We start from the raw sequence: 20,236 nt of genomic DNA, 5'->3' as shown, positions 1-20,236 counted from the left end.
CAGGGGCAGATGGCGGCAGTTTCCGGAGCATTTCCAGGGAAAGAAAAAGTGCTTGCGCAATCTGTCAATTTGTGAGAAAATGTAGACAAGTATGATGTGATTATTTTAACAATATACTTGACATCATTATTACTTATTTGAAAGGAGTTTTACAATGATTTATTCACATGAAGTAGAAGAGATGTGTACAGTAGCACAGGGCGTTCATCATGGTGCCGCTCCAATCCCGGAAGAAGCAAAATGGGTGAAATCAAAACAGGTAACAGATATTTCAGGATTAACACACGGTGTAGGCTGGTGTGCGCCACAGCAGGGTGCATGTAAGCTGACCCTTAACGTAAAAGAAGGTATTATTCAGGAGGCGCTTGTTGAGACCATCGGATGCTCCGGTATGACCCACTCCGCAGCTATGGCGGCAGAGATTCTGCCAGGTCTGACCGTATTGGAAGCGCTGAACACCGACCTGGTGTGTGACGCGATCAATACCGCTATGAGAGAATTGTTCTTACAGATTGCATACGGAAGAACCCAGAGTGCATTCTCTGAGGACGGACTTCCCATCGGTGCAGGTCTTGAAGATTTAGGAAAAGGACTGCGCTCCCAGGTTGGTACCATGTACGGTACTTTAAAGAAAGGTCCCCGTTACCTGGAGATGGCAGAAGGCTATGTAACCGGCATCGCTCTGGACGCAGAAGACCAGATTATCGGTTATCAGTTCGTCAGCCTTGGCAAGATGACAGACTTCATCAAAAAAGGTGATGACCCGAACACTGCTTACGAGAAGGCAAAAGGCCAGTACGGCCGTGTTGCGGATGCAGTGAAGATTATCGACCCACGTCAGGAGTAATCCAGCCGTGATAAGCGGATGAAACAAAGGCAGAGAGATATTACTACATAGTCAAAAAATTCAGGAGGACAATGTAATGGCATTATTTGAATCATATGAGAGACGTATCAAACAGATCAATGAAGCATTAAACAGCTATGGCATCGCTTCAATCGAGGAAGCAGAGAAGATTACCAAGGATGCCGGCTTAGACGTATACAAGATGGTAGAGGGCATTCAGCCAATCTGCTTTGAGAATGCAAAATGGGCATACACCGTAGGCGCAGCCATCGCGATCAAGAAAGGCTGCAGAAAGGCTGCTGACGCTGCCGCAGCGATCGGCGAGGGCCTTCAGTCATTCTGTATCCCAGGTTCCGTTGCTGACCAGCGTAAAGTAGGTCTGGGACATGGAAACCTTGGGAAAATGTTACTGGAAGAAGAGACAGACTGCTTCTGCTTCCTGGCTGGACATGAGTCCTTCGCAGCGGCAGAGGGCGCTATCGGTATCGCCGAGAAAGCCAACAAGGTTCGTCAGAAACCACTGCGTGTTATCTTAAATGGTCTTGGAAAAGATGCCGCACAGGTAATTTCCAGAATCAACGGATTTACATATGTAGAGACCGAGATGGACTACTACACAGGCGAAGTAAAAGAGCTGTGGAGAAAATCCTACTCTGAGGGCTTAAGAAGCAAAGTAAACTGCTACGGTTCCAACGATGTAACCGAGGGTGTTGCCATCATGTGGAAAGAGGGCGTAGACGTTTCCATCACCGGAAACTCCACCAACCCAACCCGTTTCCAGCATCCGGTTGCAGGTACCTACAAGAAGGAATGTATCGAGAAGGGCAAAAAATACTTCTCCGTAGCATCCGGCGGCGGCACAGGCCGTACCCTTCACCCAGATAACATGGCAGCCGGCCCGGCTTCCTACGGCATGACCGACACCATGGGCCGCATGCACTCCGACGCCCAGTTCGCAGGCTCCTCCTCCGTACCGGCCCACGTAGAGATGATGGGCTTAATCGGCGCAGGAAACAACCCGATGGTTGGTATGACTGTGGCGGTGGCTGTTTCGATTGAGGAAGCGGCAAAGGCTGGGAAATTCTAAGAAATCCAGTAAAATTAAGGATTTAAGATGTTGTTAAAAGTAGAAAAAAGTAGGGAAATGTATGTAACTCATACATTATCCCTACACTACTTCTACACCCATATTCCTACACTAAAAACAAGCTATTTTATTTTTTCTATATCTTCTCTCAGCCATTCCAAATCGCGGACAGTATAAGTAGATTCTGTTATGTCTTGTATGGTATGTCCAACCATTTCTTTAAGTGCATACTCATCCATACCGGATTTTTTCCCCATCGTAACAAAGGTTGTTCGTGGATCATGAGGTCTATGATTCGGGTTTAGATTCAATTGACTAATCACTTTTTCAAAACGATTAGCGTATTTGTCGTACGTTACAGACCAGGAACCGGAATGTGTCTGTCCTTTATCATTAAAAAGATATTCACTATTGATAGAAATTGCAAATTTATAATTACGTTCAACGAATTTTAGGATTCTTGGATGAATAGGAACTATCCGTTGCTTCCCTGCTTCTGTCTTCATTCCAGCTTGCATATACCTTTTTTCTAAATTGACCTCGTCCAACCGTAAGGTAGCGAGTTCTTGCGGGCGCCAACCCATATAACATTGAATGAGAATCCAATCAGCAAATTTTACATTATCAACATTTTGCCACAAAACTTTCATTTCATCATCGGTAAATGGAAAGTGTTTTTTCTTGTTTTTCTCTATTTCAACAATAATGTCTCCAGAAATTTCAAATGTTCTTGCATAATTCATAGGAACGATTTCATACTCAAGAGCGTAGTCAAACATAGTATTAAATAAAGATTTTATTCTGGATTTTGTACTTGGCGATGGATGGATTTTTTCTCCTTTCTTTTTTCCTCTCGTTTCGATTCGAAATCCCTCTTCCATACATCCTTTAATATGTCGAGCCCTAACATCTTTTGCGCGCATATCGTATATGGAAGAACAATATGTCCATGCGGAATTTACAGAACGTATATAAGTATCAGATGCATCTTTTAAGTATTCACTGAGCCATTTTTCATACAGTTCCTTTATCGTAATATCTGGTTCCAGATCATACGGGTTCTTATTGTATTCCACCAGGGCCGTATATGCATCATTGTACGTTGGAAAATATGACTCCGGTTTTAATGGTTTACATATTGGGCGTCCGGTGGATGTCTTTCCAACTGTGACCATAGCTCGAAAGGGGTTCCTGAGATTCCGATTTTTGATTTCGCTTATCTGTCCGAAACCGTTAGGAAGTCGCCTTCGCTTGTTATTCTTGCTTCGAGGCTTTCGTTGTTTGATATCGGGTTGTAGCGGATAGCCACAATGTGGGCAGAAAGTAGCTTTATCGCTAACCTGTAGATCACACTCGGGGCATTTTATCAACATTCTCAATACCTCCCTAAATACTTTATAAATCGAGATTTTTGTGCGGCAAGGTTGATTTATCATTAGTAATCATATATGATAGTGTAGGAATTGTCAACTCCTACACTTAAACTTTTTAAAGGGATGGGTATATGGTTAGCAATGAGGAATTAACCTGCCGGAATTGCGGAGCAAGGTTAAAGAGGTACGATAATGTATTGAGAATTGTTCGGATTAAAGGAAGAAAAACTTCATGGGTAAAAGTAAATCGGTTTCGTTGTCCTTCCTGCGGACAGATACGCAGAGAATTGCCGGATTATATTTCCCCTTATAAGCAGTACGAAGCCGAAGTGATTCGTGGCGTACTAGAGGGATTCATTACCTGCGAGACATATGGATATGAAGATTATCCATGCGAGATGACGATGGCTCGATGGAAGAATTCGCAAGAATTACAACTCCTTTTGTGAAAGACAAAATCGAAAGGAGATTCAGGATGTCAAAAGAGGAAAAGCACTTACAAACTAAGATTCGTATATTCGAGGATATGCTTTTACGATGTAAGAATTTTGGTCAGGCAGAAGCGATTCAAATTGAATTGACAAGAATGAGAGCAAAACTACAAAAATTGTATTTCAAGAGAATGGAGTCCTAACAAGGGCTCTTTCTTTTTTATCGTTTGGAGAACTATTTTTAAAGGGATGGAGAATGGTTAAAAATCAAAAGAAGCCGTTGGTGGCGGCTTCTCGTGATGAATTACTTTGTGTAGCATTGCCTGTAATTCATAGGCTTTTTGGTGTCTTTATTCTTCAGAAGGAAAACCAGGTACTCGGGTAAAAGTTTGGATTCCTCTTTCGGCTTAAAGCACTTAGAATAAGAGACGTACTGCTTTTTGACCAATGACCATCACCTCCATCCCTTTAAAAATAGTTCTCCTTTCGATACTTTACATTCTAACTGTGGTTTTTCATTCAGTCAATGTAAATAGCCACCGAGGTTGTTTTAACAAATTGCGGTTCTTATCCTAGAATAGCCGTTGAAAGGAGGTAACAGCCAATGGAAGAAATTATATTTGCGCCGGGGTCTGTTCCGGTAGCGGTCGTTGCCAGGGTGTATGGGAAAGATGCTTCCTGGGTTCGAGCCGGTATCATATCCGGATGGCTCCCTATTGGAAAGGCTACTAGAAACGGAAAGTTGATTACCAACATTGAAGAGATGAATTCGAAGTATGGACGCATTAACTTTTATATTTCTCCGAAGCGGCTCTGGGAAGAAACCGGATATTTATGGAAAGGAGAGAAGCGTTAATATGGGAACAACGATTCGCCCGGAATTATCTGAGAAAAATCCATATTGGATTGAACGTCATCGCTACTATGAACTGAAGCATTTCTGTTTACAGTATCCGATATGGAAGAAAGCATACGCCGCCTTGGATGGGCTTAGCCGGCGGCCTTCTGATATGGAAGTATTTTCAAAGAATGGGGTGGTTGGCGATCCGACTGCTCGATGTGCAGAAGCTCGATCTCACTATTTAGAGCGTATGAAGACGGTCGAGCAAGCGGCGATTGCGACAGATGCAGAGTTATCCACTTACATTTTAAAAGGAGTAACCGAGGGATGGTCCTACGATATATTGAAAGCTAGGTTAAATATTCCATGCTGCAAGGATGTTTATTACAACTTGTACAGACGATTCTTCTGGTTACTGAATAAAGCGAGGGATTGAAATGAAGATTGTAGACATAGCAGTCAAAAAAGTCTATCGGTTTAATTGCCCTAACTGCCAGAGCCGGTTGGAGGCGGATACGAAAGAACTGGAAGATATTGGCGGGAAGGTGTGTAAGTTCTATTGTCCGGTATGCAGAAAAGAACGATACATAACATGGTCTGAACTTCGTAAGAAGATTGTGTATGAGGGCGAAGGAACGCAGAAATAACATCTCCTATTGTGAAAGGAGAGTGACACATAATGGAAGAACTTATGAAAATCAACGCAAAAATTAGAAAACAACAAATTGGTAGACTGATTGCGGCTGGGATATGTGCGTGTTGCGGTATTGGATTGTTAGCGAGTTATAGCTACCAAAAAGGTATCACGGCATGCCAAAAATCAATAGCAAAGTTTTACCCAGATGAGTATGAATCTTTAACAGCGAAGGTTTTAGAAACATTTGAACGGGAAGGAGTTACTAAATTTTAAGAGATTGAGCCAGCAATGGCTCTTTCTTTTTATCCTAGGTTAAAACACAGTACCAAGGTATCTGAAAGACATGCTATGTTGATATTTGAAAAAATCCCGGGTGGGAAATTTAGAAAAATCTTTTTGAAAGGCGGGATGGAATATGGAGCTCATTCTTTGCATGATTGTTGGTATCATTATCGGAATTGTTTTCGGACGACAGGTATTCCGAAGGGATGTCGTTGGTTCGCTGCGAATCGATCAATCTGATCCGGACAGCGGACCTTATTTGTTTTTGGAGCTGTCCCATAAGGGAGCGGATGCGATATATAAGAAAAGATATGTAGTCTTGAAAGTCAACATCAAAGATTATATTTCGCACGAATAACAAGTCCTTTTATGGAACAGTTAATGAATTCACGAAAGGAGAACTAAAATGAGTGAAAACATCAAAGAATTGCTGAATGAGGAGATAGCAGCGGAGATTCAGGCGATATCTTCTCTGAATTCGGGTAGCGAAGAGAAATCAAAGGCTATAGAGGATCTGGCAAAGCTGTATCGTTTGAGAATTGAGGAAACTAAAAGTGAGCTGGACGCAGAGGATAAGCGAAGCCGGCGTACGTTGGAAAGTGAAGCGAATGTCCGAGAGAACGAGATTAAGAAATCACAGTTGGACGAACAGATCAAAGCTGACGTACAGGATGAGCAGTATAAGCGTTCTCAGCTTGACGAGCAAGTGAAGGATCGATATTTCAAACTGGGGATTGCAGCGGCAGAGCTTCTCATACCACTGATGTTCTATGGCATCTGGATGCGGAAAGGATTTAAGTTTGAAGAAACGGGAACCTATACCTCAACAACATTCAGAGGATTGTTCAATCGTTTTAGACCGACAAAGAAGTAATTAACCGGTCAGAAATGAGGAGGGCGTGATTTATACATGTCCTCTTCGTTTTTGCGTGATTTTTACAGACGCTATTATGGAAAGGAGATGCTACAAAGAGCTCTTTGTCTCTTGACCGTACACCGGAAGAAACCGTACAATAATAGCGGTTCTTTCGAAAAACGAAAGGAGATAATATTTATGAGCCACAAAATTATCAAACCCGAAGGTATTGAATTGATTGAGTACCTGAATAACGGATATGCGATTTGTAATCGGTGTGGAGCCGTCATGAGGCAAACAGAAGATCCGAAGACTGGATGCGGAGTTTATATCTGTCCATCGTGTGGATTAAAGGTGGACGAAGAGGATTACGAGTATGAGTCCGATGAAGAAGTAGAATGGACGGAAGAAATGCTCGATATGGAACAAGGAGATATTCCGCCAGCCGGATGCAGAGCCTGCGGAGGACCATACCCGTATTGCAAAACGTCATGTAAGCTATTTGATGACTAAAAATATTATTGAGAGAAGGTCTATGCTTCGGCATAGGCTTTTTCTTTTTGGAGAATAAATTATGCGATACCATTATGAAAAACCGAACATCTATTTGTCGATGTACGGAAAAGTATATTTTTGTGACCATCCGGTCTATCATTGCTGCACGCTGTTCCAAATCGGAGAAAAGGGACTGGCAGTTATTCAGCAGAGATTTGACGAGAAAACAAAGAGTACCTGGTGGGGAGACGTGGACCCATGGATTACGGATGATTTATATTTGCATCCTCGTTTTAAAGAATACTTTGATACACATTCCGGAATGGCTATGGACGGGCTTTATTCCACTGTGACACTTCGCCAGATTATGTGGGCCTTAAAAATGAAGCCGATTAAGCGGGAACGATGGGAGACTGTATTTGACAGGAGAAATATTTAGTCCGCAAAAATCACAGCTCCTTTTATGGAAAACTGATTAAAAGCGAAAGGAGTTTAAGGTGATGGACGAAATGAAAATCAGCTCAAAATTTACACGGATGTTGCTTTCGAAATTAGCAAAAGGGGTATTACATAAAAAGCTTGGATATAACGTAGATATCCAGTTAAACGAGTTGAATGCTTCGATTTCAGATGAGAAAGCGCACGTACATGTGAGTATTGATGCAGATATGAGTAAAGAAGAACTCATGAAAATTCTGAAGAAAATCGGTTTAAATTAAGAGGATTGAGCCAGCAATGGCTCTTTCTTTTTACTTCGCAAAATTTACAATTCCTATTATGGAGAAACAGTTAGCTCATTGGTAGAGCGTCACACTTCCGTGGAGGTAATCGGTTCGAGTCCGATACTGGTTCTCTTTTATTTTTTATCAATCAAGAAAGGGGGATTTTAAGGAGGTGGTCAGAAATTTGAGTTTGGACGAATTGGCGTTGATTCTATGTGATATGTACGAAATGGACGAATGGTTGCCAAATCCGGTATTCGACAAGAAAGAGTTCACTAGGGTGAGCAATACATTGTGGGCGATTGGAGAATTTCGAAATTATGTAGCCGATCATATTTTTCCCCAGACTAAAACGTCCATAAAAAATTTAGAAGCGATGGCTCGATCATTTACAGAAAAAATGGATGACTTTGCTTCTATGAATCAACAGAACAGTTCTATATTTACCACCGCTAAGATGGTTGGAGAAAATATTCAAGATCTGTTATATGCCATGGAATAGGATAAAACGAAAGGAGAATATTATGCAAAAAGTTAAAATCTTGAAAAGAGTCGGGCGTCAATTATATCGCTCATCTCCGACAATTTTAACGGTAGTAGCTTCTATTGGAGTCATTGCAACAACCATTACGGCTGTTCAGGCAACCCCTAAAGCAATAAAATTGTTGAAAGAGGCAGAGCTGGAGAAGGGCGAAAATCTAACTAAATTAGAAATCGTCCGAGTAGCGGGGCTGACTTATATTCCTTCTGTACTGCTGGGAGTTTCAACTATTGCTTGTATCTTTGGAGCGAATGCATTAAATCAAAAGAAACAGGCTTCTTTGATGAGTGCATACGTTATGCTCAATGAATCCTATAAGCAATATCGGAAGTCAGCCAAGACAGTTTACGGAGAGGATGCGGATGATAAAATCCATGCGGAAATGGCGAAAGATGCCATGGTGTCTTCCTACGACTGGGGTTATCAGGTTTACAACATGGACATGGATTCTGAAAGTGAACGGTTGCTTTTCTATGATCTTGCCTCAAAGAAGTATTTTAGAACCACAATGGCAGCGGTGTTAAACGCCCAATATCATGTAAATCGGAATCTTTCCATTAAAGGCGATTGTTCATTAAATGAATACTTGTCATTTTTAGGTGTCGAAGGCATAGACGGAGGCGATGAACTCGGATGGGATATCAGCTATATGATAGAAGAAATGGATTGCTATTGGTTAGATTTTGATAATTACAAATCAACGTTGGAAGATGGCTTGGAGTGCATCATTATAGACACGATGGCGGTCAACAAATTTGAATGATTCGCAAAAATTACAGACCGTATTATGAAAAGGAGGCTAATGCTTTATGAAAAACAAAAATTTTATCAAAGCCATTGGGATTGCAGTTACGGTGATCGGATTTGGAGTAAGTATTCTTACCGATTGGGTAAACGAAAAGAAAATGGATGAGAAAATTGAAGAAAAGGTAAACGAGGCACTTGCCAAAAAAGATGATGAAAACGAAGAGGAGTCCTAACAAGGGCTCTTTCTTTTTAGTTTGGAGCAAGTGCTGATGAATGATGAGGCTATTCAAAAAATCATGAATTATACGAATATGCATCTGTTTGAACCGGGAGAAAATTGGCCTAAATCAGCCATTATGGAACGTTCGTATGAACGGTGGGCGGTTGACGAGATTCTACTGGCCATTATGGATCATCCGATGACAGAAGCCGATTTAGTGATAGAAGGGTTTATATTGAAAATGGAGCTTTTTCTTTACCTGTCGGAAAATCCAGCAAATAACCACATATTTCAAGTTGCAGAAAATACGGCCAAGACACTTCTCGGTCTTATTTTATAACCACAAATTTTATTTTCGAAAGGAGAAACATTATGAAGGCATTAAGAAAGCAGAAAATCGAAACAGCAAACATTCAGGTAGGAGATCAGATGGTCATTCCGCTGGCAGAGCTTGGAGAGTTTACCGCGACCGCTCACAAGGTTACGGACGAGAGCGTCATGTTTATATTTGACGAATATGTTACCTGCCGGCCGATGAATAACTGCTCTACAAACAAAGGCGGGTTTGAAAAGTCCGATCTGAAGAAGTGGATGGATACAGTTCTGTTTATGGCGTTTCCAGAAGAGTTGCGTGATAAGATTTACGGACTTACTATTCCAACCGTTGGACAGATTGTTGGTCACGAAGACGAATGGGATAACAAGAATCTGGAACCAGATAGCGATGAACAGCTGCCTTTGATGAAAGAGTGCAAGAATCGAATTGCTTGTTTTGAAGATCAGCTTACGTGGGGATGGCTGAGAAATGCTACAAAAGAGGGGTTTTCTTCGGCTCATTTCGCTGGTGTGAGCTACGATGGCAATGCGGCCTGCGGCCCCGCTTCGGACTCTCATGGGGTTCGTCCGGAATTCTGGTTGGTTAAGCCGGAATCCAGGGGCCCTGTGCCCCGTAGATCTGGCCGTTATCCTTGGGGCTTTGATGCTGGTTCAGAAGACATTCTGCATTATTGTCAGAATGATGTAATGGTTACAAAAGAAGCAGCGTTAAAGATGGAAATTTGGAATAAAGAAAATGAGATTGATACTCTGAGAAAGGAAATTGAGAAGTTAGAAAAATATAAGCAGTACGATAAAGCAACAGCGGAAACCAAAGTAATTATGGACAGCTTTGTTCGTGCCGGCTTTACTGAGAATCAGGCTCTTGACATGGTTAAAACGATATTCAGTGTGATATTTGGAGGAATGAGATAATGAAGAAATCGAACATATCAAAAGTTTTGTCGTCAGTTCGAACATCCATGGCAAAGCACAGCCCTGAAATTCTTACAGGAATTGGTATTGCCGGTATGATCACAACGACTGTCATGGCGGTCCGGGCAACGCCGAAAGCACTGATTCTCATTGAGGAAAGAAAAGAGGAAATTGGAGCCGAGGAGCTTGAAGTCGCAGATGTGGTAAAAACAACTTGGTTCTGTTATATTCCGGCAGCGATTACGGGAACCCTCTCCATTGCATGTTTAATTGGAGCCAGCTCAGTAAACGCTAAACGGAATGCAGCACTTGCAACGGCATATACCTTATCGGAATCCGCTCTCAAGGATTATCAGGGAAAAGTCGTTAAGATGTTCGGAGAGAAGAAGCACGAAACTGTGAAAGATGCCGTTGCAAAGGATAAAATCGAGAAAAATCCAGTGGTAACAAGAGAGGTAATCATTACAGAAAAGGGAAATACGCTCTGCTATGACGCGATTTCTGGCAGATATTTTAAAGGCGATATCGACAAAATTAAGAAAGCGGAATGTGAATTAAATCGTCAGATGCGCGATGAGATGTATGTATCCTTAAATGATTTCTACTACGAAGTCGGTCTGGATAATATCAAAATCGGCGATGAGTTGGGATGGAATATTGATAATGGGTATATTGATCTATCATTTAGTTCTCAATTGGCCAGCGATGGAACTCCCTGCCTGGTGATTGATTACAGTATTGCTCCGAGATACAATTTCAGTGAGCTGATGTGACGCGCGAAAAAAACAGTGGCTTTAATGGAAGAAGAACCACACATTTTCAAAAATTGAAAGGAGAATAAACATGGAAACCAATGAAATCATGAACAACGAAGAGGTTATGGAGACAGCCACAGAGGAAATCGTTAAAGCGAGTTCTGGTAAGGGGTTTAAGGTTGCGGCCGGTATCGGTTTAGCCGTACTTGCAGGTGTTGTAATCTACAGGTATGTGGGTAAGCCGATGATTGCCAAAATCAAAGCTCAGAAGGAGCAGCAGATTATCGATGCTGAGTGGGATGAACCCGAAGAACCAATCATTGAGAATGAAAAAGAGGATTCCGAAGAAGCCTAAACGAAAAAATGTGCTTCAACACGAGGGAGAGTACCTGTAACAAGGTGCTTTCCCTTTTTTTCTTTTATCCGGAGGTGAAATTTATGAACATGTATTCGTATGATGGCCCAGTTATGGAATTTGACAATTGTGTTGCAAATCGCTGGATTGCTTCTACACGGGCAGTTTCAGAAAAGAAAGCAAGGTCAAACCTTACTTATCAGTTTAAAAAGAAAAACAACCGACTTCCGGGTACAAAGATTATATTGCCTGGAAAGATCAGTTTGGTGAGCGGAAAGGAGACAACTTAATGGAGGAATATAAGCCGAATTCCCACAAATCAAAGGAGGAGCAGAAAAATCTTGTTCCCGAAAAACGTGTAGAGAAAGTGATTTCTGGGACGGTAAAATCAAAGAAAAAATCAGAAATGCAGAAGTTTGCAGACGTATTCATTTCTGAAGATGTCAATAACGTAAAATCTTATATTGTGATGGATGTTCTGGTGCCGGCAATAAAAAAGGCAATTTCCGATATAGTTACCAATGGTATTGATATGATCCTCTATGGAGAAACTGGGAAGTCAAAAAAGAACTCTACAGCGTCCAAGGTATCCTATCAGAAGTATTACGACAGCGGAAAGAAAGATTATACAGCACCGAAGAGCCGGACGAGCTACGAATATGATGAGCTTTTATTCGAAACTCGTGGAGATGCGGAATCGGTATTAGACGCCATGAACGAAATTATTGCACAGTATGAGGTAGTTAGTGTTGCAGATCTTTATGATTTGGCAAACGTATCCAATGACAATTATGCTGCCAATAAATACGGATGGACTGATATTGCTGGATGCAGGGCGGTTCGAGTAAGGGATGGTTATATTTTAAAATTGCCTAAACCAATGCCGTTGTAAAGGAGGGATTCAAGATGTATGAGTCAGAAGACAGGATGGTATCTCATCCGGATCATTATATTTCAGAAACGGGTATGGAAGTTATTGATGTGATTGAAGCTTTCACCTTTGATTTAAAAGGAATTGAGGCTGCCGATACCGCGAATATCATCAAATATGCCTGCCGTTGGAAGAAGAAAAACGGAATCCAGGATTTGGAGAAAATTCTTTGGTACACGCAGCATCTGATTGACCATTTAAAGAAAACAGAAAAAGTAGAAGAGGAGAACAAATAACCATAGAAAAAAACAGAGATTGTAAAGAGCATGAATGGTTTTCTTAGCAAGACCGGTTTCCAGTTAAAAAAACATAGTCCGGAGATTCTCGTCGTGGCCGGCGTTATTGGCGTGGTTACAAGTGCTGTTATGGCTTGTAAAGCGACAACAAAAGTGGACAAGATTGTGGAAAACACTAAGAACGATATCGACAAGGTACATACAGCGACAGCGACAGGTGTTACCGAAGCCGGGGAGTCTTACTCCGTTGAAGATTCAAAAAAGGATCTCACTCTTATTTATGTCCAGACCGGAGTAAAATTTGCTAAACTGTATGGACCCTCGGTTGTACTTGGCGCATTGTCGATTACCAGTATTTTGGCATCTAACAACATTCTTCGCAAGAGAAATGTGGCTCTGGGAGCAGCTTATGCGGCTATCGATAAGGGATTCAAAGAGTATCGCAGTCGTGTTATCGAGAGGTTTGGTGAAGAGGTTGACCGTGAATTGAAATATAATCTCAAAGCCAAAAAGTTTGACGAAACGATTATCGATGAGGAGACTGGAAAAGAGAAGAAAGTTAAGAAGAACGGATTTGTGGTAAGTCCGGCGGATATCAGCGGTTATGCCAGATTCTTTGAAAAGTACACGCAGGATGAAGATGGGAATTCCATTCTGAATCCTCACTGGGAAAGCAATAATGAATATAATCTGATGTTCATCAAAGCTCAGGAGCGTTATGCGAACGATCTGCTGAAAGCGAAGAAGCGTGTATTTCTGAATGAGGTTTATGAGATGCTCGGACTTCCGAGAACAAAAGCTGGTCAGATTGTGGGATGGGTTTACGATCCGGAAAATTCCAAGGGCGATAATTACATTGACTTCGGCCTGTATTCTGATAATCTGAGCTATTCGGATTATGTCAATGGATTTGATCAGGCAATCCTTCTGGATTTCAATGTCGATGGAAACATCTGGGATTTGATGTGAAAAAATATAACTATCCCTAGGAGTTACTGTAATTCTTAGGGATAGCTTTTTATTTGGGAGGAATTTATGCGCAGGTTAATCAAAGTAATAACGGTTCCGATATTGTGCGGTATCATGATAGCATCTTCATTCTTTGTATCTGAATTCCGCTCAGAAGGGGAAGACGTTGTAGCAATACCTAGGGCAAGCATTGTCGAAAAGACAGAACCGATTATTACGGTTTCGCAAGAGGAATCCATTCCAATTGCCACTGAGAAAATGGGGAGATCAGAAGAAGCTATACCAAAAATGTCGAGAGAAGATGTAGAGTTAATCGCCCTGGTTACTATGGCTGAAGCAGAAGGTGAATGCGAAGAAGGGAAGCGGCTTGTTATCGATACCATATTGAATCGGGTAGATTCTGAACACTTTCCTGATACAGTATATGAGGTGATTTACCAGCCGAATCAATTTTCATCTATGTGGAATGGCCGAGTAGACAGGTGTGAAGTACGCGAGGATATTTGTGACCTTGTCTACGAGGAACTGGAGTCAAGGAGAAATTATGATGTTGTATTCTTTACAGCGGGAGAATACAGCGCATATGGCGTTCCAATGTTTCAAGTTGAAAATCATTATTTTTCAAAGTATGAGTGAAGAAAGGAGAATCATTATGCGTAATCTTTTAGCATTTGTGTCTTATACATTAGCGGCTATGTCGGGTATCTGTTTCGTTGGTGGGATTGCAATTCTGTCAACGGGAAAGGAGCACTGATATGGACGGACTGGAAAATGTGATATCGGTACTGGACTACGTTCTGGACACTAAGAGAAAAAGACATATTATGGGAGGCATTCTGTTGAGTGTCTCCTTCCTTTTTGGCGGTTTGGCAATAACCGTAATGACAATCAGGAATGAGGAGGAAGAGGATGAGCAGTAAAGGATTGACTTTCCTTGCTTTTATTGCTGGAGCGGGAATTGGTTCTGTATGTACATGGCAACTGCTGAAACGAAAATATGAGCTGATTGCTCAAGAAGAAATCGACTCTGTAAAAGCAGCTTATGCCGAAAGGAAAATCGTAGAGGAAGCGGGAAAGAGTTTTGTGGAAGGTTTTCGAGATGGCCTTAAAGTAGCAGAAGATAGAACTTCGAAGGATGAAGATGACATGGATTTCAAAAAGTACGCATCTATCATTCAGAAAGAGGGCTATACGGATTATTCCAAAACGGTTGAGGAAAAGAAAGGAGCGGCGTTTGTGGAAAAACCTTATGTCATCTCGCCAGAGGAATTTGGCGAATTTGAAGAGTATGAAAAAATCAGCCTCACTTACTATGCAGACGAAGTTCTGGCTGATGAGAATGATGAAGAGGTAGACGATGTGGATGAAATTGTTGGTAAGGAATCTCTGAACCATTTCGGAGAATATGAGGACGACTCTGTGTTTGTTCGAAATGACCGGTTAAAGTGCGATTATGAAATCCTGCTTGACCAGAGAAACTATTCTGATGTTGTAAAAACGATGCCACATCGAATGGAGGAGCAATGACAAAGAACGAGCTTAATGATGCATATTTTAACTGGATGTATCAGCTTGTATTTGATGGAAGATATTCAAAGAGATTATCGTATCGAAAGCTTTTAAGAGAGCTGCATCGAATCGAATTTACTTACAGTATTCCGATGGATGGAAATCGAGCGGAAGATGGAGTGGATTTAAGGTATCGGTTTGGTTATGAAAACGGATACAGCAGCTCTATGATTTCCGTATATTTGGACAATCGGATGTGCAGCGTGCTGGAAATGATGATTGCACTAGCAATTCGGTGTGAAGAACATATTATGGATGATCCAGACATTGGAAACCGAACTGGACAGTGGTTTTGGAATATGATTGTCAATCTAGGATTGGGTTCTATGAACGATTCCAAGTTCGACAGGGATTATGTTGAGGATATTGTCCAGAGGTTTCTGGATCGGAAGTATAGCCGAAATGGCGATGGAGGACTGTTTACTGTAAATCACAGCCGATACGATTTGAGATCCGTTGAAATCTGGTATCAGATGTGCTGGTACTTGGACGAAAATACTTAGAAGAAGGAGAGATTACCATGAGCCACAGCGAAGTAATGAAGTGGTTTGAAAGTTATTTTCCCGATTATTCTGGAGATCGGATTGATATGTGGTTTCCAAATGGAAGAAACAGCATCCGTATCCGCCAGAAAAATGGTCAGGAATTTATATTCACTTATCATAATCAGAAAGATTGGAAATTTGAGACGATTACCAGTTTTCTGAATGGAATGAAGGGAGGAAAAAAGTAAGATGTGTGAGGTTATGAATTATATTTTCGGAAGTCTCAGCAATTCGGAGGCGGCAATCCGGTCCATTCGGAAATCTCTGAATAAACAGGCCCATTATAACCGGAAATTAAGCACGATTGCTCTTATCATAACGGTTAATCTGGTTCTTCTGGAGCTGGATCGTGTGGAGCAGAAAAAGAGGATTGAGAAACTGGAATCGACAATAGAGGAAATGAAGCGCGATAAAGGAGAGTAAAAAATGAGATGATCGACTTTTTGATGATTTCCACACGTAGTACAAAGCGTGGTGTAATTGAAATCTATCCGAAGTTCATTATTAAGAAAAGCTCCGATCTGATGATTCGAGGTGGTGACTTCTACGCTATCTGGATTGAGGAACGAGGTTTATGGTCTACGGACGAACAAGATGCTTTGCAACTCATTGACCGTGAACTGGATAGATACGCAGAAGAAAGCCGCCAGCGCTTTGACTCTGAAATTAAAGTTCTTCACATGTGGGATGCGGAATCCGGGATGATTGATTCCTGGCATAAATATTGTCAGAAGCAAATGCGGGATTCTTTCCACATGTTGGATGACAAATTGATATTCTCCAATACAAAAACCGATAAAAAAGATTACGCCAGTAAAAAGCTGAAATATCCGCTTGAAGCTGGCGATTTGTCTGCTTATAACAAATTGATGTCTACTCTGTACTCTGAGACTGAGCGACGGAAAATTGAATGGGCTATTGGTTCTGTGGTATGTGGAGAATCGAAAAAACTGCAAAAATTTATGGTTCTGTATGGAGCTGCCGGAACAGGTAAATCCACAGTTCTCAATATTATTCAGCAGCTCTTTGAGGGGTATTATTCTGTTTTTGACGCAAAAGCTTTGGGTTCGTCCAGCAATTCTTTTGCATTGGAGGCATTCAAGAGTAATCCGCTTGTTGCGATCCAGCATGATGGTGATTTGTCAAGAATTGAAGATAATACCAGGTTAAACAGCTTGGTGTCCCATGAGCTGATGACCGTAAATGAGAAGTTCAAATCGACTTACTCCAACCGATTCAAATGCTTTTTGTTCATGGGTACCAACAAGCCAGTTAAGATCACAGATGCAAAATCTGGCTTGATTCGACGGCTGATTGACGTATCTCCTTCGGGAAATAAACTGAATCCGAGAGAATACAAAGCGATTATGAAGCAGATTGAATTCGAACTGGGAGCGATTGCATATCACTGTCAGGAAATCTATCTAAACAATCCTGGTCTATATGATGACTATATCCCCATCGCAATGCTGGGAGCATCTAATGATTTCTATAATTTCATTATCGATTCCTACCATGTATTCAAACGGGAAAACGGTACAACCTTAAAGGCTGCCTGGGAAATGTATAAGACCTATTGTGATGAAGCAAAAGTAGGCTATCCGTTTTCTCAGAGAATTTTTAAAGAAGAACTGAAGAACTATTTCCATGACTACAAAGAGCGATTCAATATGGAAGACGGTTCAAGAGTGAGAAGCTATTATATCGGATTCCGGACTGAAAAATTCGAAGAGGAAACGATTGTGGAAAAGCAAGAGGAAAAACCGTCATCATTACAATTTGATACGGTCAAGTCCGTTTTTGATAAAGTGTGTTCCGATTGTCCAGCACAATATGCAACGGACAAAGAAACACCTTCTATGAAATGGGACAAGGTAAAAACGAAGCTGTCTGATTTGGATACTTCTAAAATCCACTATGTTAAAGTCCCGGAAAACCACATTGTAATTGATTTTGATATTCCAGATAAGGAAGGGAACAAATCCTTCGAACGGAATGTAGAAGAAGCAAGCAAGTGGCCGGCGACTTATGCAGAGCTAAGTAAAAGCGGAAAGGGGGTTCATCTTCATTATATTTATACGGGAGATGTGAAAAAACTGAGTCGTATTTATGACGACCATATTGAAGTGAAAGTGTTCACGGGTAAAAGCTCATTACGAAGAAAACTTACAAAGTGTAATGATTTGCCCATCGCAACGATTAGCTCTGGTTTACCGATGAAAGGAGAAGATAAAATGGTAAATTTTGAAGCGATTAAAAGCGAGAAAGGGCTTAGAACACTAATCAAGAGAAATCTGAATAAAGAAATCCATCCGGGTACTAAGCCCAGTATCGACTTTATCTACAAAATACTGGAGGACGCATATTCCAGCGATTTGAGTTATGACGTGACGGACATGCGGAATGCGGTTTTAGCATTTGCTGCGAATAGTACGCATCAGGCCGAATACTGTATCAAGCTGGTTAATAAGATGCAGTTTAAATCAGCAGACCCTTCCACAGCGGGGAGAAACGAAGAAGCAAAGTTGGTATTTTACGATATTGAGGTATTTCCAAATATGTTCCTTGTAAACTGGAAAATCGAGGGCGAAGGAAAGCCCGTGGTGCGTATGATTAACCCGACTCCAACGGAGATTGAGGAATTGATGCGATTCCGGTTGGTTGGGTTTAACTGTCGGCGATATGATAATCATATTCTGTATGCAAGACTCATGGGTTATACAAACGAGCAACTTTATAACCTCTCGCAAAAAATCATCAGCGGCAGCCCCAATTGTTTCTTTGGAGAAGCCTACAATGTTTCTTATACAGATGTGTATGACTTTGCATCTGCTGGAAATAAAAAGAGCCTGAAGAAATTGGAAATCGAGATGGGTATCCACCATCAGGAGTTGGGACTTCCGTGGGATCAACCGGTTCCGGAAGAAATGTGGACGAAAGTTGCCGAGTATTGTGATAACGATGTAATCGCAACCGAAGCGGCATTCCATTATCTGAAAGCTGACTGGACAGCACGACAGATTCTGGCAGATTTGGCTGGAATGACGGTGAACGATACGACCAATACGCTTACACAGAAAATTATATTTGGAAATGAGCGGAAACCACAGGATCAGTTCAATTACCGAAATCTGGCAGAGCCAGTGCATCACCTTGATGAAGAAACCTATTCCTTCTTGGCCGAAGCGTGTCCTGAAATGATGGCGCAAACGCATGGCGATGAAGGAAGTCTCTTACCATATTTTCCTAGATACAAGTATGAGAATGGAAAATCGACATATCGAGGAGAAGAAGTTGGAGAAGGCGGTTATGTCTATGCAGAACCTGGTATGTACGGAAATGTGGCATTGCTGGATATTTCCTCTATGCATCCTCATAGTGCAATTGCAGAAGTTCTGTTCGGTGTGAAATTTACGAGAGCCTTCCGTGACATTGTGGAAGGACGAGTCAGCATCAAACACGAAGCTTGGGACGAAGTCAATCATATGCTGGATGGGAAGTTGACACCATATATCCAGAAGGTCATTGACGGAGAGATGACAGCAAAGGATTTAGCGAATGCTTTGAAGACGGCAATCAACTCGGTATATGGTCTAACTTCTGCTAATTTCGAGAATCCGTTCCGTGATCCGAGAAACAAAGATAATATTGTAGCCAAACGAGGAGCTCTGTTCATGATTAACCTCAAGCATGAGGTACAGGAACGGGGCTTTACTGTTGCTCACATTAAGACAGATTCTATCAAGATTCCCGATGCGACGCCGGAGATTATCAAGTTTGTTATGGATTACGGAAAGCGATATGGTTATACCTTTGAGCACGAGGCTACATATGACCGGATGTGCCTGGTAAATGACGCTGTCTATATTGCCAAGTATAAAGACGGAAAATGGACAGCCACAGGAACTCAGTTCCAGATTCCCTATGTCTTCAAAAAACTTTTCAGCGGCGAAGAAATTGTCTTTAAAGATATGTGTGAAACCAAGTCGGTAAGCAGCGCTTTATATTTAGACATGAACGAGAAACTTCCGCAGCTTACAACCGAGGAAGAAAGGGAATTAAATGCCATCGACAAGGCTTGGAATAGTCAGGCTGGAGGGAAATCTCTTGAAGATGTCGCATCTAAATACGGATATACATACGAAGAAATAGGAGCAAGATACAGCGAGCTCTGTAAAAAAGACGAGGCGACTCACAATTATATTTTCATTGGACGAGTTGGTCAGTTCTGTCCGATTAAATCGGGGGCTGGTGGCGGATTGCTCATGAGAGAAAAGGACGGACGATATTATGCTGCCACTGGGTCAAAGGGCTATCGGTGGTTAGAGTCCGAAATGGTTAAAGAACTCTCCAAAGAGGATTCTATTGATCGTTCCTATTATGACAAGCTTGTAGACGACGCAGTGGAAACCATATCCAAATACGGTGACTTCGAATGGTTCATATCCGATGATCCTTATATTCCAAAACCTAAACTCGAGGACTTTATGAACATTCCAGAAGACGCTGATGAGGAAATACCATTTAATTAAAGAAGAGGAGAAGT

General features: G+C 41.5%; 30 protein-coding genes and 1 tRNA gene. 30 read left to right on the top strand and 1 reads right to left on the bottom strand.

The features are described 5' to 3' along the window. The first annotated feature begins 154 nt into the window (after nt 1-154). Complete coding sequence (locus tag HMPREF9473_RS15335; RefSeq protein ID WP_006781062.1) at nt 155-847, top strand: iron-sulfur cluster assembly scaffold protein; 693 nt, start codon at nt 155-157, stop codon at nt 845-847. 76 nt (nt 848-923) lie between these two features. After that, nucleotides 924-1,934, top strand: a complete 1,011-nt coding sequence (locus tag HMPREF9473_RS15330) for a GGGtGRT protein (RefSeq protein WP_006781061.1) — start codon at nt 924-926, stop codon at nt 1,932-1,934. 122 nt (nt 1,935-2,056) lie between these two features. Here the strand turns inward: HMPREF9473_RS15330 and HMPREF9473_RS15325 are convergent, their stop codons facing one another. Continuing rightward, nucleotides 2,057-3,307, bottom strand: a complete 1,251-nt coding sequence (locus tag HMPREF9473_RS15325) for a tyrosine-type recombinase/integrase (RefSeq protein WP_006781060.1) — start codon at nt 3,305-3,307, stop codon at nt 2,057-2,059. Nucleotides 3,308-3,438: 131 nt separating this feature from the next. On the opposite strand from HMPREF9473_RS15325, the gene HMPREF9473_RS28210 reads away from it, so the two are divergent. The 28 genes from HMPREF9473_RS28210 (at nt 3,439) to HMPREF9473_RS15185 (ending at nt 20,222) form a co-directional block, all read left to right on the top strand. After that, nucleotides 3,439-3,756 (top strand): DUF6431 domain-containing protein, encoded by a 318-nt coding sequence (locus tag HMPREF9473_RS28210; RefSeq protein WP_080568834.1) that lies wholly within the window; start codon nt 3,439-3,441, stop codon nt 3,754-3,756. Nucleotides 3,757-4,342: 586 nt separating this feature from the next. Continuing rightward, complete coding sequence (locus tag HMPREF9473_RS15315; protein ID WP_006781058.1) at nt 4,343-4,594, top strand: hypothetical protein; 252 nt, start codon at nt 4,343-4,345, stop codon at nt 4,592-4,594. Between the two features lies 1 nt (nt 4,595). Continuing rightward, complete coding sequence (locus tag HMPREF9473_RS15310) at nt 4,596-5,015, top strand: hypothetical protein (protein WP_006781057.1); 420 nt, start codon at nt 4,596-4,598, stop codon at nt 5,013-5,015. Nucleotide 5,016: 1 nt separating this feature from the next. After that, on the top strand, nt 5,017-5,226 hold the full coding sequence (locus tag HMPREF9473_RS15305; RefSeq protein ID WP_006781056.1) for a hypothetical protein: 210 nt from the start codon (nt 5,017-5,019) through the stop codon (nt 5,224-5,226). Nucleotides 5,227-5,258: 32 nt separating this feature from the next. Next, entirely contained in the window at nt 5,259-5,489 is a 231-nt protein-coding gene (locus tag HMPREF9473_RS15300; protein ID WP_006781055.1) for a hypothetical protein, read from the top strand. A 415-nt stretch (nt 5,490-5,904) separates the two neighbouring features. Then, nucleotides 5,905-6,372, top strand: a complete 468-nt coding sequence (locus HMPREF9473_RS15290; RefSeq protein WP_006781053.1) for a hypothetical protein — start codon at nt 5,905-5,907, stop codon at nt 6,370-6,372. Nucleotides 6,373-6,552: 180 nt separating this feature from the next. After that, nucleotides 6,553-6,867: a hypothetical protein gene (locus HMPREF9473_RS15285; protein WP_006781052.1), complete on the top strand. Its 315-nt coding sequence runs from the start codon at nt 6,553-6,555 to the stop codon at nt 6,865-6,867. 100 nt (nt 6,868-6,967) lie between these two features. Continuing rightward, the gene (locus HMPREF9473_RS15280) at nt 6,968-7,288 is read left to right on the top strand and encodes a hypothetical protein (RefSeq protein WP_347509047.1); all 321 of its coding nucleotides are present in this window, start codon (nt 6,968-6,970) and stop codon (nt 7,286-7,288) included. Between the two features lie 61 nt (nt 7,289-7,349). Next, entirely contained in the window at nt 7,350-7,568 is a 219-nt protein-coding gene (locus HMPREF9473_RS15275) for a hypothetical protein (RefSeq protein ID WP_006781050.1), read from the top strand. Between the two features lie 63 nt (nt 7,569-7,631). Then, a tRNA-OTHER gene (locus tag HMPREF9473_RS15270) sits at nt 7,632-7,702 on the top strand. A 53-nt stretch (nt 7,703-7,755) separates the two neighbouring features. After that, nucleotides 7,756-8,073 (top strand): hypothetical protein, encoded by a 318-nt coding sequence (locus HMPREF9473_RS15265; protein ID WP_006781049.1) that lies wholly within the window; start codon nt 7,756-7,758, stop codon nt 8,071-8,073. Between the two features lie 22 nt (nt 8,074-8,095). Next, nucleotides 8,096-8,875 (top strand): DUF6353 family protein, encoded by a 780-nt coding sequence (locus HMPREF9473_RS15260; RefSeq protein ID WP_006781048.1) that lies wholly within the window; start codon nt 8,096-8,098, stop codon nt 8,873-8,875. A 46-nt stretch (nt 8,876-8,921) separates the two neighbouring features. Then, nucleotides 8,922-9,092: a hypothetical protein gene (locus HMPREF9473_RS27800; RefSeq protein ID WP_006781047.1), complete on the top strand. Its 171-nt coding sequence runs from the start codon at nt 8,922-8,924 to the stop codon at nt 9,090-9,092. Between the two features lie 30 nt (nt 9,093-9,122). Next, nucleotides 9,123-9,419: a hypothetical protein gene (locus HMPREF9473_RS15255; RefSeq protein WP_242830845.1), complete on the top strand. Its 297-nt coding sequence runs from the start codon at nt 9,123-9,125 to the stop codon at nt 9,417-9,419. Nucleotides 9,420-9,451: 32 nt separating this feature from the next. Further along, a complete protein-coding gene (locus tag HMPREF9473_RS15250; protein WP_006781045.1) occupies nt 9,452-10,330 on the top strand; it encodes a DUF6273 domain-containing protein in 879 nt (292 codons plus the stop codon). Beyond that, nucleotides 10,330-11,103, top strand: a complete 774-nt coding sequence (locus HMPREF9473_RS15245) for a DUF6353 family protein (RefSeq protein ID WP_006781044.1) — start codon at nt 10,330-10,332, stop codon at nt 11,101-11,103. The genes HMPREF9473_RS15250 and HMPREF9473_RS15245 overlap by 1 nt, the downstream gene beginning before the upstream one ends. Nucleotides 11,104-11,173: 70 nt before the next feature. Continuing rightward, nucleotides 11,174-11,440 carry a hypothetical protein gene (locus tag HMPREF9473_RS15240; RefSeq protein WP_006781043.1) on the top strand — a complete coding sequence of 89 codons (267 nt, stop codon included), beginning with the start codon at nt 11,174-11,176 and terminating at the stop codon, nt 11,438-11,440. A gap of 83 nt (nt 11,441-11,523) precedes the next feature. Beyond that, nucleotides 11,524-11,730 (top strand): hypothetical protein, encoded by a 207-nt coding sequence (locus tag HMPREF9473_RS15235; RefSeq protein ID WP_007868844.1) that lies wholly within the window; start codon nt 11,524-11,526, stop codon nt 11,728-11,730. Further along, nucleotides 11,730-12,332: a hypothetical protein gene (locus HMPREF9473_RS15230; protein ID WP_006781041.1), complete on the top strand. Its 603-nt coding sequence runs from the start codon at nt 11,730-11,732 to the stop codon at nt 12,330-12,332. The genes HMPREF9473_RS15235 and HMPREF9473_RS15230 overlap by 1 nt, the downstream gene beginning before the upstream one ends. Nucleotides 12,333-12,346: 14 nt before the next feature. Next, nucleotides 12,347-12,607, top strand: coding sequence for a DUF3310 domain-containing protein (locus tag HMPREF9473_RS15225; RefSeq protein ID WP_006781040.1), 261 nt, complete (start codon nt 12,347-12,349; stop codon nt 12,605-12,607). 30 nt (nt 12,608-12,637) lie between these two features. After that, on the top strand, nt 12,638-13,576 hold the full coding sequence (locus tag HMPREF9473_RS15220) for a DUF6353 family protein (RefSeq protein ID WP_006781039.1): 939 nt from the start codon (nt 12,638-12,640) through the stop codon (nt 13,574-13,576). Between the two features lie 66 nt (nt 13,577-13,642). After that, nucleotides 13,643-14,212 carry a cell wall hydrolase gene (locus HMPREF9473_RS15215; RefSeq protein WP_006781038.1) on the top strand — a complete coding sequence of 190 codons (570 nt, stop codon included), beginning with the start codon at nt 13,643-13,645 and terminating at the stop codon, nt 14,210-14,212. A gap of 119 nt (nt 14,213-14,331) precedes the next feature. After that, nucleotides 14,332-14,496: a hypothetical protein gene (locus HMPREF9473_RS15210; RefSeq protein ID WP_006781036.1), complete on the top strand. Its 165-nt coding sequence runs from the start codon at nt 14,332-14,334 to the stop codon at nt 14,494-14,496. Continuing rightward, nucleotides 14,486-15,103, top strand: coding sequence for a hypothetical protein (locus tag HMPREF9473_RS15205; RefSeq protein ID WP_006781035.1), 618 nt, complete (start codon nt 14,486-14,488; stop codon nt 15,101-15,103). The genes HMPREF9473_RS15210 and HMPREF9473_RS15205 overlap by 11 nt, the downstream gene beginning before the upstream one ends. After that, nucleotides 15,100-15,648 (top strand): hypothetical protein, encoded by a 549-nt coding sequence (locus tag HMPREF9473_RS15200; protein WP_006781034.1) that lies wholly within the window; start codon nt 15,100-15,102, stop codon nt 15,646-15,648. Before HMPREF9473_RS15205 ends, HMPREF9473_RS15200 begins: the two co-directional genes overlap by 4 nt. A 17-nt stretch (nt 15,649-15,665) precedes the next feature. Then, nucleotides 15,666-15,878, top strand: coding sequence for a hypothetical protein (locus HMPREF9473_RS15195; protein ID WP_006781033.1), 213 nt, complete (start codon nt 15,666-15,668; stop codon nt 15,876-15,878). A gap of 13 nt (nt 15,879-15,891) precedes the next feature. Continuing rightward, entirely contained in the window at nt 15,892-16,113 is a 222-nt protein-coding gene (locus tag HMPREF9473_RS15190) for a hypothetical protein (protein ID WP_242830810.1), read from the top strand. 8 nt (nt 16,114-16,121) lie between these two features. Beyond that, nucleotides 16,122-20,222: a DUF5906 domain-containing protein gene (locus HMPREF9473_RS15185; RefSeq protein WP_006781031.1), complete on the top strand. Its 4,101-nt coding sequence runs from the start codon at nt 16,122-16,124 to the stop codon at nt 20,220-20,222. The last annotated feature ends 14 nt before the right edge of the window (nt 20,223-20,236 follow it).

The sequence above is a fragment of the Hungatella hathewayi WAL-18680 genome (assembly GCF_000235505.1).
GTDB classification, from domain to species: domain Bacteria; phylum Bacillota; class Clostridia; order Lachnospirales; family Lachnospiraceae; genus Hungatella_A; species Hungatella_A hathewayi_A.
This window is presented reverse-complemented; position numbering and strand designations above follow the sequence as displayed.

Bases quoted from the DNA above. Each gene is read 5' to 3' on its own strand.
- HMPREF9473_RS15195 (WP_006781033.1), top strand. From the start codon at position 15,666: ATGAGCCACAGCGAAGTAATGAAGTGGTTTGAAAGTTATTTTCCCGAT.
- HMPREF9473_RS15305 (WP_006781056.1), top strand. From the start codon at position 5,017: ATGAAGATTGTAGACATAGCAGTCAAAAAAGTCTATCGGTTTAATTGC.
- HMPREF9473_RS15215 (WP_006781038.1), top strand. From the start codon at position 13,643: ATGCGCAGGTTAATCAAAGTAATAACGGTTCCGATATTGTGCGGTATC.
- HMPREF9473_RS15225 (WP_006781040.1), top strand. From the start codon at position 12,347: ATGTATGAGTCAGAAGACAGGATGGTATCTCATCCGGATCATTATATT.
- HMPREF9473_RS15210 (WP_006781036.1), top strand. From the start codon at position 14,332: ATGGACGGACTGGAAAATGTGATATCGGTACTGGACTACGTTCTGGAC.
- HMPREF9473_RS15280 (WP_347509047.1), top strand. From the start codon at position 6,968: ATGTACGGAAAAGTATATTTTTGTGACCATCCGGTCTATCATTGCTGC.
- HMPREF9473_RS15285 (WP_006781052.1), top strand. From the start codon at position 6,553: ATGAGCCACAAAATTATCAAACCCGAAGGTATTGAATTGATTGAGTAC.
- HMPREF9473_RS15185 (WP_006781031.1), top strand. From the start codon at position 16,122: ATGATCGACTTTTTGATGATTTCCACACGTAGTACAAAGCGTGGTGTA.
- HMPREF9473_RS15190 (WP_242830810.1), top strand. From the start codon at position 15,892: ATGAATTATATTTTCGGAAGTCTCAGCAATTCGGAGGCGGCAATCCGG.
- HMPREF9473_RS15330 (WP_006781061.1), top strand. From the start codon at position 924: ATGGCATTATTTGAATCATATGAGAGACGTATCAAACAGATCAATGAA.
- HMPREF9473_RS15240 (WP_006781043.1), top strand. From the start codon at position 11,174: ATGGAAACCAATGAAATCATGAACAACGAAGAGGTTATGGAGACAGCC.
- HMPREF9473_RS27800 (WP_006781047.1), top strand. From the start codon at position 8,922: ATGAAAAACAAAAATTTTATCAAAGCCATTGGGATTGCAGTTACGGTG.
- HMPREF9473_RS15205 (WP_006781035.1), top strand. From the start codon at position 14,486: ATGAGCAGTAAAGGATTGACTTTCCTTGCTTTTATTGCTGGAGCGGGA.
- HMPREF9473_RS15245 (WP_006781044.1), top strand. From the start codon at position 10,330: ATGAAGAAATCGAACATATCAAAAGTTTTGTCGTCAGTTCGAACATCC.
- HMPREF9473_RS15315 (WP_006781058.1), top strand. From the start codon at position 4,343: ATGGAAGAAATTATATTTGCGCCGGGGTCTGTTCCGGTAGCGGTCGTT.
- HMPREF9473_RS15235 (WP_007868844.1), top strand. From the start codon at position 11,524: ATGAACATGTATTCGTATGATGGCCCAGTTATGGAATTTGACAATTGT.
- HMPREF9473_RS15250 (WP_006781045.1), top strand. From the start codon at position 9,452: ATGAAGGCATTAAGAAAGCAGAAAATCGAAACAGCAAACATTCAGGTA.
- HMPREF9473_RS15290 (WP_006781053.1), top strand. From the start codon at position 5,905: ATGAGTGAAAACATCAAAGAATTGCTGAATGAGGAGATAGCAGCGGAG.
- HMPREF9473_RS15220 (WP_006781039.1), top strand. From the start codon at position 12,638: ATGAATGGTTTTCTTAGCAAGACCGGTTTCCAGTTAAAAAAACATAGT.
- HMPREF9473_RS15310 (WP_006781057.1), top strand. From the start codon at position 4,596: ATGGGAACAACGATTCGCCCGGAATTATCTGAGAAAAATCCATATTGG.
- HMPREF9473_RS15300 (WP_006781055.1), top strand. From the start codon at position 5,259: ATGGAAGAACTTATGAAAATCAACGCAAAAATTAGAAAACAACAAATT.
- HMPREF9473_RS15335 (WP_006781062.1), top strand. From the start codon at position 155: ATGATTTATTCACATGAAGTAGAAGAGATGTGTACAGTAGCACAGGGC.
- HMPREF9473_RS15325 (WP_006781060.1), bottom strand. From the start codon at position 3,307: ATGTTGATAAAATGCCCCGAGTGTGATCTACAGGTTAGCGATAAAGCT.
- HMPREF9473_RS15275 (WP_006781050.1), top strand. From the start codon at position 7,350: ATGGACGAAATGAAAATCAGCTCAAAATTTACACGGATGTTGCTTTCG.
- HMPREF9473_RS15230 (WP_006781041.1), top strand. From the start codon at position 11,730: ATGGAGGAATATAAGCCGAATTCCCACAAATCAAAGGAGGAGCAGAAA.
- HMPREF9473_RS15200 (WP_006781034.1), top strand. From the start codon at position 15,100: ATGACAAAGAACGAGCTTAATGATGCATATTTTAACTGGATGTATCAG.
- HMPREF9473_RS28210 (WP_080568834.1), top strand. From the start codon at position 3,439: ATGGTTAGCAATGAGGAATTAACCTGCCGGAATTGCGGAGCAAGGTTA.
- HMPREF9473_RS15260 (WP_006781048.1), top strand. From the start codon at position 8,096: ATGCAAAAAGTTAAAATCTTGAAAAGAGTCGGGCGTCAATTATATCGC.